18 protein-coding genes and 1 riboswitch are annotated in these 17,044 nt (G+C 42.6%); of the genes, 7 read left to right on the forward strand and 11 right to left on the reverse strand.

Annotated features, from left to right (window positions below; genetic code table 11):
- Nucleotides 1-113: 113 nt before the first annotated feature.
- The 7 genes from Q0E19_RS03260 to Q0E19_RS03290 all read right to left on the reverse strand — a co-directional run bounded on the left by Q0E19_RS03260 (nt 114) and on the right by Q0E19_RS03290 (nt 6,392).
- The gene (locus Q0E19_RS03260) at nt 114-2,513 is read right to left on the reverse strand and encodes an endonuclease MutS2 (protein WP_294407383.1); all 2,400 of its coding nucleotides are present in this window, start codon (nt 2,511-2,513) and stop codon (nt 114-116) included.
- Between the two features lie 40 nt (nt 2,514-2,553).
- The gene (gene recO / locus Q0E19_RS03265) at nt 2,554-3,306 is read right to left on the reverse strand and encodes a DNA repair protein RecO (protein ID WP_294407386.1); all 753 of its coding nucleotides are present in this window, start codon (nt 3,304-3,306) and stop codon (nt 2,554-2,556) included.
- Nucleotides 3,269-3,427, reverse strand: a complete 159-nt coding sequence (locus Q0E19_RS03270) for a hypothetical protein (RefSeq protein WP_294407389.1) — start codon at nt 3,425-3,427, stop codon at nt 3,269-3,271. The genes recO and Q0E19_RS03270 overlap by 38 nt, the downstream gene beginning before the upstream one ends.
- Nucleotides 3,428-3,506: 79 nt before the next feature.
- Nucleotides 3,507-4,412 (reverse strand): GTPase Era, encoded by a 906-nt coding sequence (gene era / locus Q0E19_RS03275; protein WP_294407392.1) that lies wholly within the window; start codon nt 4,410-4,412, stop codon nt 3,507-3,509.
- Nucleotides 4,413-4,440: 28 nt separating this feature from the next.
- Nucleotides 4,441-4,944: a diacylglycerol kinase family protein gene (locus tag Q0E19_RS03280; protein ID WP_294407394.1), complete on the reverse strand. Its 504-nt coding sequence runs from the start codon at nt 4,942-4,944 to the stop codon at nt 4,441-4,443.
- Nucleotides 4,916-5,428, reverse strand: coding sequence for an rRNA maturation RNase YbeY (gene ybeY / locus Q0E19_RS03285; RefSeq protein ID WP_294407396.1), 513 nt, complete (start codon nt 5,426-5,428; stop codon nt 4,916-4,918). The genes Q0E19_RS03280 and ybeY overlap by 29 nt, the downstream gene beginning before the upstream one ends.
- A complete protein-coding gene (locus Q0E19_RS03290) occupies nt 5,421-6,392 on the reverse strand; it encodes a PhoH family protein (protein WP_294407398.1) in 972 nt (323 codons plus the stop codon). Before Q0E19_RS03290 ends, ybeY begins: the two co-directional genes overlap by 8 nt.
- A 226-nt stretch (nt 6,393-6,618) precedes the next feature.
- On the opposite strand from Q0E19_RS03290, the gene Q0E19_RS03295 reads away from it, so the two are divergent.
- A complete protein-coding gene (locus Q0E19_RS03295; protein ID WP_294407402.1) occupies nt 6,619-7,917 on the forward strand; it encodes a hypothetical protein in 1,299 nt (432 codons plus the stop codon).
- A 63-nt stretch (nt 7,918-7,980) separates the two neighbouring features.
- On the opposite strand, the gene dapB is transcribed toward Q0E19_RS03295, so the two are convergent.
- The 4 genes from dapB to asd form a co-directional block, all read right to left on the reverse strand.
- On the reverse strand, nt 7,981-8,739 hold the full coding sequence (gene dapB / locus Q0E19_RS03300) for a 4-hydroxy-tetrahydrodipicolinate reductase (RefSeq protein ID WP_294407405.1): 759 nt from the start codon (nt 8,737-8,739) through the stop codon (nt 7,981-7,983).
- Nucleotides 8,740-8,804: 65 nt separating this feature from the next.
- On the reverse strand, nt 8,805-9,695 hold the full coding sequence (dapA, locus tag Q0E19_RS03305; RefSeq protein WP_294407407.1) for a 4-hydroxy-tetrahydrodipicolinate synthase: 891 nt from the start codon (nt 9,693-9,695) through the stop codon (nt 8,805-8,807).
- Between the two features lie 49 nt (nt 9,696-9,744).
- The gene (locus tag Q0E19_RS03310) at nt 9,745-10,200 is read right to left on the reverse strand and encodes a GNAT family N-acetyltransferase (RefSeq protein WP_294407410.1); all 456 of its coding nucleotides are present in this window, start codon (nt 10,198-10,200) and stop codon (nt 9,745-9,747) included.
- Nucleotides 10,200-11,282: an aspartate-semialdehyde dehydrogenase gene (gene asd, locus Q0E19_RS03315; RefSeq protein WP_294407412.1), complete on the reverse strand. Its 1,083-nt coding sequence runs from the start codon at nt 11,280-11,282 to the stop codon at nt 10,200-10,202. The genes Q0E19_RS03310 and asd overlap by 1 nt, the downstream gene beginning before the upstream one ends.
- A gap of 184 nt (nt 11,283-11,466) precedes the next feature.
- Nucleotides 11,467-11,671: riboswitch (Lysine riboswitch) on the reverse strand.
- A gap of 115 nt (nt 11,672-11,786) precedes the next feature.
- Here asd and queA point away from each other — a divergent pair.
- From queA to Q0E19_RS03345, 6 genes are all read left to right on the forward strand, one after another.
- On the forward strand, nt 11,787-12,836 hold the full coding sequence (gene queA / locus Q0E19_RS03320) for a tRNA preQ1(34) S-adenosylmethionine ribosyltransferase-isomerase QueA (RefSeq protein WP_294407414.1): 1,050 nt from the start codon (nt 11,787-11,789) through the stop codon (nt 12,834-12,836).
- A gap of 21 nt (nt 12,837-12,857) precedes the next feature.
- Entirely contained in the window at nt 12,858-13,253 is a 396-nt protein-coding gene (locus tag Q0E19_RS03325; protein WP_294407417.1) for a PAS domain-containing protein, read from the forward strand.
- Nucleotides 13,253-14,350, forward strand: coding sequence for a metallophosphoesterase (locus Q0E19_RS03330; RefSeq protein ID WP_294407420.1), 1,098 nt, complete (start codon nt 13,253-13,255; stop codon nt 14,348-14,350). Before Q0E19_RS03325 ends, Q0E19_RS03330 begins: the two co-directional genes overlap by 1 nt.
- Nucleotides 14,351-14,360: 10 nt before the next feature.
- A complete protein-coding gene (tgt, locus tag Q0E19_RS03335; protein WP_294407423.1) occupies nt 14,361-15,503 on the forward strand; it encodes a tRNA guanosine(34) transglycosylase Tgt in 1,143 nt (380 codons plus the stop codon).
- Between the two features lie 158 nt (nt 15,504-15,661).
- On the forward strand, nt 15,662-16,174 hold the full coding sequence (locus tag Q0E19_RS03340) for a manganese efflux pump MntP family protein (RefSeq protein WP_294407425.1): 513 nt from the start codon (nt 15,662-15,664) through the stop codon (nt 16,172-16,174).
- Nucleotides 16,175-16,378: 204 nt separating this feature from the next.
- Complete coding sequence (locus Q0E19_RS03345) at nt 16,379-17,044, forward strand: HAD family hydrolase (RefSeq protein ID WP_294407428.1); 666 nt, start codon at nt 16,379-16,381, stop codon at nt 17,042-17,044.

The following is a 17,044-nucleotide window of genomic DNA, read 5'->3' on the forward strand; positions in this document are numbered from 1 at the left end:
GCTTATTTAAAGTCACTTTTGGTGCTGTGCATCACAAGTGACTTTTTCTTTGTAAAAAAATGATCCTGAGAAGAATTTTTTTCTCTCAGGATCGTTTATCAGTTATTCAGTTTTTATTTAAGCTCAACGATAGTTACACCGTCTTCACCCTCGCCATATACTCCCGGACGGAATGATTTTACCGACGGGTGTCTTTTAAGGTGCGCACGGATAGCATTTTTGAGTACGCCTGTACCTCTTCCGTGAATAATGGTCAGCATCGTTATTCCGGACATTACAGCGTTGTCGATAAAGCTGTCAGTTTCGTGTATACCCTCATCTGAGGCATATCCTCTTATATCAAGCTCGGTTGAAAAGCGTCTTGTCATTCTGCTTTCAACGCCCTTTGCCGAAACACCCCTGCCCTTAACAGGCTTTTTAGATGTATTTTTCTGCGGCTGCTGCTTTTCAATAAGTCTAAGCTTTTTAACATCTATCTTCGTTTTCATTATGCCTGCCTGAACAAAGCACATACCCTTATCATCAGGCGGTGTGATAACGATAGCGTTTCTCTTTGTGTCCGTCATAAGAACGGTGTCGCCCTTTTTAAGTGGACGTGGAAGAACGTAGCTGTCGTCATGCTGAGCAGTAACAGGGTTAGCTTCAAGATAAAGCTTGTTCATAACAGATTTCTGCTTGTGACGTGCGTCTATTGCACGTTGCGTAAAGCTGCTCTGTTCCTTTTCTTTTCTCAGACTGTCTAACTCGTCCACAAGCGCCTGCGATTCTCTCTGAACACGGCGGACTATGTCGCTTGCCTCACGTCTTGCCTTTTCAAGTTCCGCCTCTTTCTGCTCGTAAAATTCTTCACGCTGCTTTTCAAGTTCATTTTTCAGACGTTCAGCTTCATGACGGTATTTTTCGGCAAGCTTGTTGTTCTTTTCAAGCTCCACTCTTGCGCTTTCAAGGTTATCTATGATAGTTTCAAAACGTCTGTTATCCTCCGAAATAAGTGACTTCGCATATTTTATGATATCATCATCAATGCCAAGACTTGACGATATTGCAAAAGCATTCGACTTACCGGGTGAGCCGATTATCAGCCTGTATGTAGGCTTCAGCGTGTTGACATCAAATTCACAGGAGGCATTCTCCACACCGTCAGTATCGAGGGCATACATTTTAAGCTCCTGATAGTGAGTTGTAGTTACAAGTGTAACGCCAAGCTGTCTGAGTCTTTCGATGATTGAAACCGCAAGCGCCGCACCCTCCACAGGGTCAGTACCCGAACCAAGCTCGTCTATAAGCACAAGGCTCTGCCAGTCTGCCTCATCAAGTATATCTTTTACTCTGTTGATGTGAGAAGAAAATGTGGAAAGGTTATGCTCAATAGACTGCCTGTCGCCGATGTCAACAAGTATATTTCTGTATATTGATATCCTGCTGCCGTCAGACGCAGGTATAAGCATACCGCACATTGTCATAAGTGTGAGCAGTCCTACTGTTTTTAGCGTTACCGTCTTACCGCCTGTGTTAGGACCTGTGATTATAAGTGATGAATAGTTCTCACCGATAGAAAAGTTTATCGGCACGACTTTTTCCTTGTCTATAAGCGGGTGACGTGCCTTGTTGAGGATTATTACCCCGTCATCTGATATTTCAGGAGTCATTGCCCTCATATCAGCCGCCAGATTTGCCTTAGCAAAATAAACATTGAGCTTTACCGCAGCGTCATAGCTTGAATTTATCTGCTCGCTCATATCCGCACATTCTTTTGAAAATTCCGTAAGTATGCGGTGTATCTCGTCCTGCTCTCTTCCCTCAAGTATCTTTATATCGTTGTTTGCGTCAACTATGGACATAGGCTCTATAAACAAAGTAGAACCGCTTGAAGATGTATCGTGTACAAGACCGCTTACATTGCCCTTGAACTCAGTCTTTACAGGGAGAACAAACCGTCCGTCCCTTATAGTTATGATAGACTCCTGAAGATACTTCTGTACAGCAGGTGACTTAACCATTTTGTCAAGAGTTTCTCTTATTTTAAGACCCGAACGTGTTATCTTCTGTCTTATTGCTCTCAGTTCAGGGCTTGCGTCGTCAGAAAGACGTTCGCTGTCTATAATGGCTGTTTCTAACCTCTGCCACAGATATTTGTTTGGAAACAGGCTGTCGAAAAGGTATGAAAGGGAAGTGTCCTTGTTTTCTGCCTGCTCATACCAGCGGTAAAGCTCATACGTCTGTCCCAGAACCTTTTTTATTTCCAGCAGTTCCGACAGCGAAAGTATTCCTCCCGCCTTTGCCCTGTTAAGTGAAGCCGATACATTGTGTATGCTGTAAAACCCGGGTGTGCCGTATTTTACCGACATCTCCAGAGCCTCTGCTGTCTTTTTTACCTCCTGTTTCACCGTGAAAAGATCACAGCTTGGCACAGTGGAAAGCGCAATTTTTTTACTGTCATCATTTGAGCATTTGTTTGCCAGCATATCCAGCACTTTGTCAAGCTCAAGTGTTTCGTAGTTTTTATTCTCCATTTTCTATATAAGCCGCCGATCTGCGGCATTCTCCTTTCGATCAAAGCATTTTGTAGAATTCAAGTGTAGGGAAATTGCTTTTTAGGTGATATCTCACAAAACGTTCCGTAAACTCTGTCAAAAGCTGCTGATATCTCGGACTTATTGTAAATGCGAACAGCCTTTCATATTCCGTCAGCGCAATAAAGCGCACTATGTAAAGCATCGTCCTGTCCATAACATGATCGTAAATGCTGTCGGGATTATAGCAGCAGTCATCACATTCAAGATTGTTTGACATAAAGTTAAAATGCATTTTGTCAGATTCGTAGCAGAAACATTTTTTGCAGCCGATAAGGTCAGGTCTTAACCCTATCTCGCACAGCAGCCTGAATTCAAATATGGATCTTAACAGCTCCATATCCTTTTTCCCTTCGTTGAGAAAATAAAATGTATTCAGTGCCAGCCGCATTACCTCATCTATACCCGCACTTTCCGTTCCTGTGTATATGATGAGTTCTGAAAAGTACGACGCAAGCGCAAGCCTTTTTGCGTCAAGCCTTATATTATAAAACAGCTTGACAGGCTCGCTGCTGTTTAAAAAGTAGCTTACCTGTCCTTTAGCATTTTTCTTTTCTTCAAGGCAGAGTGCAGAGTAGGTGAAAGCCTGCGTTGACGATGATGTCTTTGAGCTTTTCTTTCCGCCCCGCACATAAACATATATCACACCCAGCTCCGCCGTAAGTACGCATATCGACTTGCTTGCCTCGCCTCGATCAGCCTCTCTGAGTATAAGTCCCTTTATGGTTTTCATCTGCCGTTACCTCTTTCTCAGATACGTCGTAGTGTGAATAATGTGAGTAGTTAAGGTAGTCCTCGATCTTTCCGCTTGAACAGAATTTTTCCCATAAGCAGGTTATATCCGGTTGCTCCATTTTGACCGCCGCCTTTCAGCGATTAGTGTTTTCAGCAGCCTTTAAATTATGAGCGGAAATTTTTTCAGCGCAGCTTGTATCAGGACAGACCGAAGTTCTTTATCATGCCCTCACGGTTTCTCCAGCCCTCTTTTACCTTTACCCAGCATTGCAGATTGACTTTTATCATAAAAAATTCTTCCAGATCAGCTCTTGCTTCCTGACCGATCTTTCTAAGCATTGAACCACCTTTTCCGATGATTATGCCCTTGTGTGACTCCCTCTCGCAGAAGATAGTAGCCGTTACGTCAAGTATCGGTTCGCCGTTCCTGTCCTCACGCTCGTTAAGCTGTTCAATAGTTACAGCAATACCATGGGGAACTTCCTCGTTAAGATTTCTAAGAGCCTTTTCTCTGATTATCTCAGCCATTATCACTTTTTCAGGCTGGTCCGTAAACTTATCATCAGGGAAGTAATGCGGACCTTCCGCCGCATTATCTCTCAGCACGTTCATAAGCACATCAAGTCCCTCGCCTGTAAGTACGCTGACAGGTATGACCTCAGCAAAATCGTACAGCGCAGAATACTCTGCAAGCTTTCCGATAAGCTGTTCTTTTTTATCAATAAGATCTATCTTGTTGAGCAGAAGTATGACCTTGCTCTTTGTCGAACGGAATTCATTGATAAGATTTTTTTCATTGTCAGATATCTTCTTTGTGCAGTCGCACATAAGAATTATCACATCAACACCTGTCACAGACTCGTTTACTGTGTTTATCATATGCTCAGAAAGCTTGTTCTTTGCTTTGTGCATACCCGGTGTGTCCATAAATACGAACTGAGTACCGCCCTCTGTAAGAACTCCTGTGATCTTTGTTCTTGTAGTCTGCGGCTTATCACTTACTGCGGCTATTTTTTCTCCCACAAGAGCGTTGAGCAGAGATGATTTTCCTGCGTTGGCACGCCCTGCTATTGTAACAAATATGTTCTTTGAAACTTCTTTCATAATTTTCCCTGTTTCCTATCTTATTAAGTTATTTATCTTTTTTATTCTCTTTTGCGTCTGCCGTCAGCACCCATATTATCCACAGAACGATAAATATTCCTGTCAATACAGCAGAATATGGCTTGCCCTTAAAATATCCCAGTATGATGTCGATACGCTCTCTGCTGAAAAATACAGCCGCTCCTGTGCATATTGTAAAAATGCAGAACACCAGTACAGCACCCGCAGCGCAGTCCTTTGCTATCCCTGCAAGCTTGTGCCTCCTGCCGTCCGTTATAAGATCCACAGCGCTTTCTATTGCTGTGTTTATACATTCAAGCGCAAACACTCCGCCTATCGAAATGAACAGCAGACAGCTTTCTGTTGTGCTGACCCCGCATATGAGAGCAAGCATCATTACCAGAACAGCAAATCCCACATGAAAACGCATATTGCGCTGAGTTCTGACGCAGTACAAAAGTCCCTTGCCTGCATAAGTAAATCCTTTGAAAAACTTTTTTAAATTAGTCCTTATGTGCATGCTCGCCCACAAATGTAGCGTCCCTTGAAATACCGAGGTTTCCAAGTATCGCTTCTTCCTTTTCTCTCATTATGCGCTCCTGAAGACTGCTTTCCTCATGATCGTATCCGAGAAGGTGCAGCATGGAATGTACCGTAAGAAAGCCTACCTCACGCTCCAGCGAGTGACCATATATCTGAGCCTGTCTGAAAGCAGTTTCAAGGCTTATCACTATGTCGCCCAAAAGGTATGCTCCCGTTTCGTAGTTTATGTCATATTCGCCGTTCTCACCTAAAGGAAAGCTCAGCACATCGGTCGAACGGTCTATCCCTCTATGCTCAAGATTAAGCTCGTGGATATCCTTATCGTTCACAAAGGATACCGAAACTTCAAAATCGCCTTCAAACTTTTCATATTCGGTAACTGCATGGCAGCAGCGTCTGACAAGCATTCTTATCCCCACTGGGATCTTAAGTTCTGTCTGATTGTTCACGATCATTACTTTTGCTTTACCCATTGCTTTTTCCATTCCTTCTATTGTTTTTTTCGTAAGCCATTATGATATCCTGCACAAGCTTATGCCGAACAACATCTTTTTCTGAAAAACGGTTAATGGCGATACCGTCAATGTCTTTAAGAATATTCATTGCCTGAACAAGTCCCGATTTTCTGTGATCGGGCAGGTCTATCTGCGTTATGTCACCTGTAATAACTATTTTTGAATTAAATCCCAGACGGGTGAGGAACATTTTCATCTGTTCATGAGTTGTGTTCTGCGCTTCGTCCAGTATGATAAACGCATCATCAAGTGTTCTTCCTCTCATATACGCAAGAGGAGCGACCTCGATACAGCCACGTTCCTGCTGTCTTGCAAAAGATTCAGGACCAAGCATCTCGAAAAGTGCGTCATACAGCGGCCTTAAATAAGGATCGACCTTGTTCTGAAGATCGCCGGGAAGAAATCCCAGCTTTTCGCCAGCCTCCACCGCAGGTCTTGTAAGGATTATCTTCTCGACCTCATGAGCCTTGAATGCCTTTACCGCCATAGCTACCGCAAGATACGTCTTTCCTGTACCGGCAGGACCAACGCCAAGTACGATAGTATTTTTGCGTATGGAGTCGATATATCTTTTCTGTCCCAGAGTTTTAGGCTTTACAACCTTGCCGCTCATTGTGACGCATATCCCGCCGTCGGACATATTCTTTATCTCGTACTGCTTATCCTCTCTGACAAGCGAGAAAACATATCTGATGACCTGCTCATTGATCTGTTCACCCTTGTTTATAAGGGCAATAAGACTTTTTATCGCCTCAGACGCCTTGTAAACAGCCTCTTCGTCGCCTGTGATCTTTATATCCTCGCCCCTGCCGAGTATGACAACATTGTATTCACGCTGGATAAGATTGATGTTTTCATCATAATTCCCGAACAGACTCAACACAGCGTCCATTCTTTCGACATTGATAATTTTTTCAGCCATTTAACTACCGTCCTGTCTTAAAATCCTATATAAGAGTAGTATAGCACATTTTCACAGAAATTGCAACCGATTAAAAAATTTTTATATGCTCATCTCTGCGCCGCAGGACTTGACTTAATACAAAAATTAGTGTATAATAAATTGGTTAAGATGTATTTTGAACTTTGTGCGTTATCTTTCGCCAAAGACGGAATTATCCGATCAATTCAGAAAGGAACTTTTAAATATGGCAGATATTAAAAAGAAAATTGCGGCGTGTTCAGCTGCTGCGGCAATGACACTGAGCCTTGCAGGCTGTACTGATACCAGCTATGTTATGACATACGACGGAAATAAGATCCCTGCCGGTGTTTATATTTACAATATGTACAGCGAGATGTCTTATCAGATGACTATGATGTACTACACTCAGGGCATTAAAGAAAAGTATTTCGATCAGGAAGTTGACGGCAAGAAGTTTGCTGATTATCTTTCCGACAGAGCTATGACGGCTACTAAGGAATACTGTGCTATCGTTTCTGAGTTTGAGAAGCTTGGACTGGAGCTTACAGATGATGAACTCAGCGACATAAACGATACTGTAAGAGATCTTTGGGAGAACAGCAGCGAGCTGCTTGAAAAAGAGGGTATCTCAAGAGATTCAGTAAAGCTTGTCAATAAGGCTTCAAAGATGCGTGACAAGATATTTGATTACTACTATGCCGAGGGCGGTATCGAGGAAGTCAAGGATTCTGATATCGAGCAGTATCTTAATGATAATTATGTAAGGTACAAGACCATCACCATTGCCAAAAGCACAAATGAAGATGAAAGCGCAGCTGCCGAAGAGGATAAGGAAAACGAGGCTCTCAGAGATGAGTACCTTGCAAAGGCAGAGGGTGTTTCATTTGACGAGTTCGATGAAATAATCAATGAGTATAATGACTATGTTGCAAGTCAGAATTCTACCGCTGACGATAGCTCATCAGCTGACAGCAGTACAGACAGCGCAGCTTCAGATGACAGTTCATCTTCTGTATCATCTGACGACAGTCAGGCATCAAATGAGAGCAGTGTTGATTCAGCAGCAGACAGCAGTGTCGCAGGTACAGAGTCTGAAACTGACAGTTCAGCAGTTGATTCTTCATCAGCTGACTCAGAAAGCACATCTGGAACTACCTCAGAAGATCCATACAAGAACGAAGTTCTTTACAATGTAGGACAGATAGATGAGGACGCTGAGGAAACTGACAGCATAAAGCTTGCCAAGGAAGCTAACGGACTTGAAATTGGTGTTGCTGAGGCTTATGAGGACGATAATAACTACTATGTTGTTATAAAGGGCGATATCACTGAAAGAAGTGCAGAGTATGCAACTGAAAATCATGACAGCATGGTTCAGACTATGAAGTCCGACGATTTCCAGACTCTTATCGACGGCTGGGTAGAAAAGTTAAAGATATCAGAAAACAAGGACGCTATAAAGAGATATACTCCTACTGCTGTTTATGACTTACAGACAGAGTACACTTCAAAGTCAAAATAATATATCAAGATAAACAAAAAATTCCGCAGATCTTTCTGCGGAATTTTTTTTATAAATATTAAATCAAAGTTCTTTAAGCAGATCGCTCATAGCGTAAAGACCTGCCTGCTTGCCTGCAAGGAACACAGCCGCATTTACAGAACCTACTGCAAATACCTGCTTTGAGTGTGCCTCATGCTTTAGTGAGATAACTTCGTCACGTCCTGCGAAAATTATTTCATGCTCACCTACGATAGTTCCACCTCTTACAGAGTGTATGCCTATCTCAGTCTGGCTTCTCTTCGCTCTTACTGAATGTCTGTCATAAACGTAATTGTACTTTTCATCAAGCTCTTCATTGATAGCGTCAGCAAGCATTATAGCTGTGCCTGACGGAGCGTCGATCTTTTGATTGTGGTGCTTTTCAATGATCTCGATGTCGTACTGTCCGCCAAGTACCTTAACGGCTTTCTTTGCAAGATCAGCCATAAGATTTATGCCCAAAGACATATTGAAGGTGAAGAACAGAGGTATCTGCTCTGCTGCCTTGTGTATCTGCTCGATCTGTTCATCATTATAGCCTGTTGTTGCTGCAACAAGAGCTGTGCCGTTTGAAAGGCAGTAGTTAAGCAGATCGTCAAGAGCTGACGGATGAGAAAAGTCGATGATTACCTGTGGCTTTTCCTTCATATCAGCTATATTTTTGTAAATAGGGAACTCTGCGTACTGCTCGGCAAATTTATCAATGCCTGCTACTACTGTGCAGTCATCTCTGCCGCTTATAACATCGGCAATAACTCTGCCCATTTTTCCGCCTGCTCCGCATATAGCTATATCTGTCATTTTTAATCATTCCTTTGCGATCAAAATTTATAAAAGGGCGAATTTCTCCGCCCTTTTGCTATTTTTTACTTTACAAGACCTATCTGTGTCATTGTATCTTTCAGCGCAGCGATCTTCTCGTCGCTCATCTTGATAAGCGGGAGTCTGCATTCGCCAACTTCAAATCCCATAAGATTAAGTGCTTCCTTAACAGGGATAGGGTTTACATCACAGAACAGAGCGTTTGTGAAATCAAGTACCTTGTAAGCCTTTTCTCTTGCTTCATCATACTTGTTTTCAAGACAAAGCGCAGCGATCTCGTGAGTTTCAAAAGGCATACAGTTTGAAAGAACTGAGATAACGCCCTTTCCGCCCAGTGACATAACAGGAATGATCTGATCGTCATTTCCTGAGTAGATGTCAAGATCATTTCCGCAGAGGGCAGCTACCTTAGCTACCTGTGAGATGTTTCCGCTTGCTTCTTTTACTGCAACGATGTTGTCGATAGCAGAAAGCTTTTTAAGAGTTTCAGGAAGAATATTAACACCTGTTCTTGACGGAACATTATACAGAATGATCGGCAGTTCAACAGCCTCTGCAATAGCAGTGAAGTGAGCCACAAGACCTGCCTGTGAAGTCTTGTTATAATATGGAGTTACGCAGAGCAGAGCGTCAGCTCCAAGCTCCTCAGCTTTCTTTGAAAGGTTTACCGCATACTCAGTGTGGTTTGAACCTGTTCCTGCAATAACAGGAACTCTGTGAGCTGTCTTTTCAACGGCATATCTGATGCACTCGATATGCTCGTCGTCGGTCATAGTTGCACTTTCACCTGTTGTTCCGCAGATAATGATAGCGTCTGTGCCGTTGTCGATATTGAAGTCTATAAGTTCGCCCAGCTTGTCATAGTTGATAGAATCGTCTGCATTCATAGGCGTGATGATAGCAACGCCTGCGCCTGTAAATATAGTCTTTTTCATAAGCACTAACTCCTTTCGTTAAGTGTCGTATTTTATGTGAGAGCAGTAATTAAAACTGTTCTCTGCTTATAGTGTAAGTGTCCCATTCGGTAATGCGCTTTGCCCCCATTCGGTCGTAAAAGCGCTTTCCCTTTTCGTTGAATGAGGCACACTTCCACTCGATCTCTTCACAGTCATTTTCAGCGGCGATCTTTTTGAGCAGTTCAATGAACTTTGCTCCTATGCCATCGCATCTGAATTCCTGCCTTACATACAGGTCCTCCAGATACAGCACCTTGCGCCCTGAAAATGTTGTGTACTTGTAGAAGAAATTTATGATACCGGCAGGCTTATCATCAGCATATGCCATATAGCTTATAACTGCTCCGCTTTTTTCAAGCTCTGCAAGCCGTTCCTCGGTCATTGTGTAATCACCGAAACTGCTGTGCATTTCAATAAGCTCGCCCGTCATTTTGTACAGCAGAGGTATATCCTCCTCTGTACATTTTTTAAAGGTAACGTTCATTAGTCGAAATAACCCTTTGCAGCAAGAAGTTCAGCAAGAAGAACAGCTCCGCCTGCCGCACCTCTCAGTGTGTTGTGTGAAAGGCAAACGAACTTGTAGTCATACTGTGAATCCTCACGGAGTCTGCCGATAGATACAGCCATACCGCCTTCAAGGTTTCTGTCCAGCTTAGCCTGTGGACGATCGTCCTCTGTGAAGTAGTTGAGGAACTGCTTAGGTGCGCTTGGCAGATCAAGATCCTGAGGAGCGCCCTTGAAGTTCTTCCAAGCCTCAAGGATCTCTTCCTTGCTTGGCTTGTTCTCGAATGATACGAATACAGCAGCTGTGTGACCGTCAGAAACAGGAACTCTCAGGCACTGTGTTGTGATAGCAGGTGACTGAGCGTCAACGATAACGTCGCCCTCGATGTGTCCCCAGATCTTAAGAGGTTCTTTCTCTGACTTCTCTTCCTCGCCGCCGATGTATGGTATAACGTTGTCAAGGATCTCAGGGAATGACTCGAAAGTCTTTCCTGCGCCTGAGATAGCCTGATATGTGCACGCAAGAGCCTTTGTTACCTTATACTTATCCATGAGCGGAGCAAGTGCAGGAACGTAAGACTGGAGTGAGCAGTTTGACTTAACTGCGATAAATCCTCTCTTAGTGCCGAGTCTTTTTCTCTGAGCAGGGATAATGTTTATATGATCGTCATTTATCTCTGGAATTACCATAGGTACGTCAGGAGTATGTCTGTGAGCAGAGTTGTTTGAAACAACAGGGCACTCAGCCTTAGCATACTTTTCTTCAAGCGCTCTGATCTCGTCCTTCTTCATATCAACTGCGCAGAAAACGAAATCTACCATTGAAGCGATCTTTTCAACATCTTCTTCAGCGTTGAAAACTGTAAGCTCGCCGATAGCTTCCGGCAGAGGCTCTGAAAGCTTCCACTTGCCTGCAACAGCGTCCTTTAGCTTCTTGCCGGCTGAACGTGGTGAAGCGGCAACGCATACTACGTCGAACCATGGGTGTTTGTCGAGAAGAAGGGAAAATCTCTGACCTACCATGCCGGTAGCGCCGATAATGCCAACCTTGTACTTTTTCATCAATAAAACTCCTTTTCTATTGCGGAAAAAATTTGTTCGCAAAACAGCTGATATGTCAATATAGCCAAATAAAAGCCGCTTTACAGTTATATTTTTTCGCAAAACATAAAAATTAAACAAATAATAAAAAAACCGGTTGAAAACCGGCGCATCATACAATATAATAAGAATGTTGGCAATAAAATTTGCCGATAGCACTCCATCATGTAATGATGACAACCGATAATCTGTTAAATTATCAGTCAGCAGCAGGATGCCTTTTCCTGCGCTTCGGCAGTTTTGCCTTTCACATTTTCCTTTAAGCAATAGGCATTGCCTTAGCGTTATGGTACTAAGGGTACTTCACGCAGAAAAATGCTACTGATCTCAACCGCACCTCTATCTGTTCTGTTTTATAATAACAAATATTCTGACTCTTGTCAATACATATAGCAAGAAATTATTTAATATTTTGTAAATTAACATGACTATCGTAATTTAATTAATATATTAGGAGAGTTAAAAATGCTTGATCTCACAAATATGCAAAGGTCCGATTTTTACTATGATCTTCCGCAGGAGCTTATTGCACAGACACCTGTTGAACCGAGAAATTCTTCCCGTATGCTGTGCCTTGACCGCACAACGGGAGAGGTCACTCACGACCATTTCTATAATTTATGCGATCATCTTAAAAAAGGTGATCTTCTTGTGCTTAATGATTCAAGAGTTCTGCCTGCAAGGATATACGGCGAAACTGAGGATACACATTCCTTTATAGAATTTCTGCTTGTGGAGCAGAGGGGAAATCTCGAATGGGAGATACTCTGCCGCCCTGGTAAAAAGGCGAGAGTAGGCAGACGCTTTGTGTTTGGCGAAGGTCTGCTCACCGCAGAGATAACCGAAGTCCTTGAGGACGGAAACAGAATAGCACGTTTTGAATGTGAGGGCAGCTTCTTTGAAGCGCTTGACAAGATAGGTCAGATGCCTCTGCCGCCTTATATCACTGAAAAGCTGAAGGATAAGGAACGCTATCAGACTGTCTATTCTCACGAAGTAGGTTCTTCCGCAGCACCTACCGCAGGACTGCATTTTACTAAGGAACAGCTTAAAGAACTTGAAGAGGCAGGCATAAATATAGCCTATGTGACCCTCCATGTCGGTCTGGGTACATTCCGTCCTGTTAAGGAGGATAAGGTAACGGATCATAAAATGCACAGAGAGCATTATGAACTTCCTGAGAGGACGGCAGAACTTATTAATAAAACAAAGGCTGAGGGCGGACGTGTAATAGCTGTCGGAACGACTTCCTGCCGTACACTTGAAAGCGTAGCAACATTCTATGGCGAGATAAAGCCGTGCAGCGGATATACTGAAATATTTATCTATCCCGGATATGAATTTAAGGTGCTTGACGGACTTATAACTAACTTCCACCTGCCTGAAAGCACACTTATAATGCTGGTTTCGGCTTTTGCAGGATACGAAAATACAATGAATGCATATAAGATAGCCGTTGAGGAAAAGTACCGCTTTTTCAGCTTCGGCGACAGTATGTGTATTCTGGACAAGTAATATATAATGAGGTAAAATATTATGAACAGCACTAATGTGGATAAATTTCTGAAAGCCGTAGTAGACGCAGACAGCGCACCTGTTGTTATATGCGATCTTGAACATACTATCGTCTATATGAACCCGACTGCAGTTGAAAGATATGCAAAAAGGGGAGGGGCTGCGCTTATAGGAAGATCTCTCCTTAACTGCCATAACAGCGAGTCAAATGATAAGATAAATAAGGTAATAGAATGGTTCGGCGAAAGCACAGAGCATAACAAGGTGTATACCTTTTATAATGAAAAGGAAAACAAGGACGTTTATATGATAGCCCTGCGTGATGAAAACGGCAAGCTTATCGGATATTATGAAAAGCACGAGTACAGAACAAGAGAAAGTATGGCTATGTACGATCTTAAAAATGGTGAGAAATAATGAATAAGATCATTGATCTTTCGCTGCCTGAAAAATGCAGGATACTTGCTGTCAGTGATATCCATACGCATTGGCAGCTTTTTGACAGACTGCTGAAAAAAGCAAAATATGATCCTCAAAATGACTATCTTGTGATCGTCGGCGACATACTTGAACATGGCAGTGACAATATAAAAACGCTTGAATATGTCAAGGCTCTTTGCGATAAAAGCGACAAGGCAATATTATTGATGGGCAATAACGATATAATGTGTTCAAGAATGGCTTATCATTATGATTTCGAGCGGTTTCAGCAGCAGTTTTACCGCAATGAGCATAACACTTTCAGGCAAATGGCTAATACACTGGGATATGTTGACTGCTGGGAAGGCAACTGGCTTGAAATAAGAGAAAAAGTCGTTGAGAAGTATGGCGAGCTTTTATCTTTTATCAGAGATCTTCCAATATGCCTTGAAACAGACGAATATGTTTTTGTTCATGCAGGACTTGAAGATCGTCCCGACTGGAGAAATACAGATGATATTTACGCTATAACTGTTCCGTGGTTTTTGCGAAAAGAAAATCCAACAGGAAAGCAGCTTGTATTCGGTCATTATCCCACATACAATTATAAACGTTCAAATGTGACTAACCTTACTATAATCGACAGCAAAAAGAAAATGATATGCATTGACGGCGGAATGACTATCAAAAAGGCTTGTCAGATGAATATGCTTATCATTGATAAGTGCGGTGAGAATTATTCTCATGAAATGATATGGGATACAGACGCACCAAAGAAAACGGTCATAAAGGATCATTCATGTGATCTGAAACCTGTCTATATTGACTGGGAAAAGCAGGACATAACGATAATAGAGAAAAAGGGATATATGACAAAGGTAAGAGATGAGTATACAGGTGGCGAGGGTTATATCCCTGACCGTGAAATATGGTATTTTGACGAAAAGCCTCATGTATATCAGTTTCTGTCATCTTTCCCCTCTGTCAGAAAAGGTGAGCGGGTATCGGTCTTTGACGAAGATGAAACAATGTCTTTGGTAATTACGGAAAATGCCACAGTCGGCTGGCTGCCGTCTGATATAATAGAAAAATAAAGGAGAATTTATGTTTACATTATTAAAACAGGAGGGCGCAGCCCGCAGAGGACAGTTTGAAACTGTTCACGGCACTATACAAACGCCTGTATTTATGAATGTGGGAACTGCCGCAGCCATAAAGGGCGGAGTGTCGTCAATAGATCTTAAAAATGAGCTTAAAACTCAGGTGGAGCTTTGCAATACCTATCATCTGCACGTTCGTCCGGGCGATGAGATAATCTATAAACTGGGCGGACTTCATAAGTTTATGAACTGGGATAAGCCTATACTTACGGACAGCGGCGGATTTCAGGTATTTTCTCTTGCCAAGCTGCGTAGAATAAAAGAAGAGGGTGTGTACTTCAATTCACACGTTGACGGAAGAAAGATCTTTATGGGACCTGAGGAGAGTATGCAGATCCAGTCGCACCTTGCGTCAACTATTGCAATGGCTTTTGATGAATGCGTGGAAAATCCTGCTGAACATTCATACTCAAAGGCTTCCTGCGAGAGGACTACACGCTGGCTTGAAAGATGTATCGCTGAGCAGAAAAGACTGAATTCTCTTGAAGATACTATTAATAAGAATCAGATGCTTTTCGGGATAAATCAGGGCTGTACATATGACGATCTGCGTATTGAGCATATGAAAGCTATAAGAGAGCTTGACTATTGCTCAGGTTATGCTATCGGCGGACTTGCCGTAGGCGAGCCGACAGAGGTAATGTATCACGTCATTGAGCAGGTCGAACCGTTTATGCCAAAGGATAAGCCGAGATATTTAATGGGAGTAGGCACTCCGCAGAATATAATCGAGGCTGTTTACAGAGGTGTGGACTTCTTTGACTGCGTAATGCCGAGCCGAAACGCAAGACACGGAACGCTTTTCACATGGAGCGGAATAATCCACATTGCGAACAAAAGGTACGAGCTTGACAGCAGACCTGTTGATTCACAGTGTGACTGCCCATGCTGCAGAAATTTCAGCAGGGCATATCTTCGTCATCTTTTCAAAGCGGACGAACAGCTTGCGGGAAGACTTGCGGTCATGCATAATCTTTACTTCTACAATACTCTTACCGAAAAGATAAGAGAAGCTCTGGACGATGGAAGATTTACTGAGTTCAGGAACAGATATTCTTCACTGCTTGCGTCAAAATGCGAGGACTGATAAGACGATCGGAATTTAAAATTTTCAAAGGACTGTACAAATATTATCTTTTGTGCAGCCCTTTTTATTTTTTTGATCTTATATTTGCGGAGGGGATTTTTACGGGTCTTATCGAGATTTTTATTATTGCCGTCAGCCTTTCAATGGACGCTTTTGCCGTGTCGGTTTCAAATGGAATGTGTTTCGGCAAAAAGAGCGGCATATTGCCGGCAGGATTGATTTGCGGTATAGTTTTCGGACTTTTTCAGGGAGCAATGCCTGTTATAGGCTATACCCTCGGAGCAAGCTTCGGGGAGCGCATAGAACGTATAGACCACTATGTAGCGCTTGTGCTGCTTGGTGCGATAGGAATAAAAATGCTTATCGGAGAGAAAAAGCAGGACAATGAGGAGCTTTCTCTATCAGAGGATAAGCTGTCTTTCGGAATGATAATGGTGCAGGGTTTTGCCACTTCTGTTGATGCACTTGCTGTCGGAGTCAGCTTTGCCGCTCTGTCGGGGAATATAGTTTCAAGCGCAGCTGTGATATGTTCTGTAACCATGCTGATATCAGCAGCGGGCTTTGCCGCAGGCTGTAAATTCGGCAGGATACCCGACCGTGCCGCAGAGATAGCAGGAGGTTTAGCGCTGATCGCTATCGGTTTAAAGATATTTATTTCCCATGTAATATGACCAGTAGTCATATTATGATAAAATAGTTAAGGATAACTCATTATTCATAAAATAATGCCTAATTGTGATTAAATAATATCGTATAAGTTAATAATTAATCTCAGCTATATTAATAAACTGTACATATAATGAGAGTATAATAGCAATGTTGAAATTTTGACAGGTGTATAAAAATCAGATTGATGTAAAAAAGAGTGACAAGTGATGAAAAAAACAAGAAAATTAATTATATTTGATCTTGACGGAACATTGGTTAATTCAATATTCGATCTTGCCGACGCTACGAATATCGTTCTGGAAAGACATGGAATGCCTGCTCACGACGTTGAGGAATATAAGCATTTTGTAGGCAACGGAACGCTGAAGCTTATTGAAAGAGCCGTTCCCGAAAATGTACGCACACAGGAAACTGTACAGCAGCTGCATAAAGAGTTCTCTGAGGAATACAATAAGAGAGCCGTTGCAAAGACCCGTCCATATGACGGCATAAAGCAGGTGCTTGAAACCCTTTCTGCTGACGGCTGTATGCTTGCAGTGGCTTCCAATAAGCCTGATAAGTTCACCGGCTTTATTGTAGAAACTCTGTTCGGACGTGATACGTTCGATATGATCTGCGGTAAAAAGGAGGGCGTACCCACAAAGCCTGCGCCTGATATAATCTATGGTATAATGAACAGCCTCGACGCACAAAAAGATAATACAGTTATAGTGGGAGATTCCGACGTAGACGTTTTGACAGCGCATAACGCAGGCTTAAAATGCATCGGCTGCTGCTGGGGATTCAGAGGAGAGTCTGAACTGAAAAATGCAGGCGCAGATATCATTGCGCAAAAGCCTGAGGACATAGTAAAAGCAGCGCAGAAAGTTTAA

The sequence above is a fragment of the uncultured Ruminococcus sp. genome, assembly GCF_934476685.1.
Taxonomy (GTDB): Bacteria; Bacillota; Clostridia; order Oscillospirales; family Ruminococcaceae; genus Hominimerdicola.

Coding starts and splice junctions, on each gene's coding strand:
- Q0E19_RS03345 (WP_294407428.1), top strand. CDS start 16,379: ATGAAAAAAACAAGAAAATTAATTATATTTGATCTTGACGGAACATTG.
- dapB (WP_294407405.1), bottom strand. CDS start 8,739: ATGACAGATATAGCTATATGCGGAGCAGGCGGAAAAATGGGCAGAGTT.
- era (WP_294407392.1), bottom strand. CDS start 4,412: ATGAAAGAAGTTTCAAAGAACATATTTGTTACAATAGCAGGGCGTGCC.
- queA (WP_294407414.1), top strand. CDS start 11,787: ATGCTTGATCTCACAAATATGCAAAGGTCCGATTTTTACTATGATCTT.
- tgt (WP_294407423.1), top strand. CDS start 14,361: ATGTTTACATTATTAAAACAGGAGGGCGCAGCCCGCAGAGGACAGTTT.
- Q0E19_RS03290 (WP_294407398.1), bottom strand. CDS start 6,392: ATGGCTGAAAAAATTATCAATGTCGAAAGAATGGACGCTGTGTTGAGT.
- ybeY (WP_294407396.1), bottom strand. CDS start 5,428: ATGGGTAAAGCAAAAGTAATGATCGTGAACAATCAGACAGAACTTAAG.
- Q0E19_RS03330 (WP_294407420.1), top strand. CDS start 13,253: ATGAATAAGATCATTGATCTTTCGCTGCCTGAAAAATGCAGGATACTT.
- Q0E19_RS03325 (WP_294407417.1), top strand. CDS start 12,858: ATGAACAGCACTAATGTGGATAAATTTCTGAAAGCCGTAGTAGACGCA.
- asd (WP_294407412.1), bottom strand. CDS start 11,282: ATGAAAAAGTACAAGGTTGGCATTATCGGCGCTACCGGCATGGTAGGT.
- dapA (WP_294407407.1), bottom strand. CDS start 9,695: ATGAAAAAGACTATATTTACAGGCGCAGGCGTTGCTATCATCACGCCT.
- Q0E19_RS03295 (WP_294407402.1), top strand. CDS start 6,619: ATGGCAGATATTAAAAAGAAAATTGCGGCGTGTTCAGCTGCTGCGGCA.
- Q0E19_RS03270 (WP_294407389.1), bottom strand. CDS start 3,427: ATGGAGCAACCGGATATAACCTGCTTATGGGAAAAATTCTGTTCAAGC.
- Q0E19_RS03310 (WP_294407410.1), bottom strand. CDS start 10,200: ATGAACGTTACCTTTAAAAAATGTACAGAGGAGGATATACCTCTGCTG.
- Q0E19_RS03260 (WP_294407383.1), bottom strand. CDS start 2,513: ATGGAGAATAAAAACTACGAAACACTTGAGCTTGACAAAGTGCTGGAT.
- recO (WP_294407386.1), bottom strand. CDS start 3,306: ATGAAAACCATAAAGGGACTTATACTCAGAGAGGCTGATCGAGGCGAG.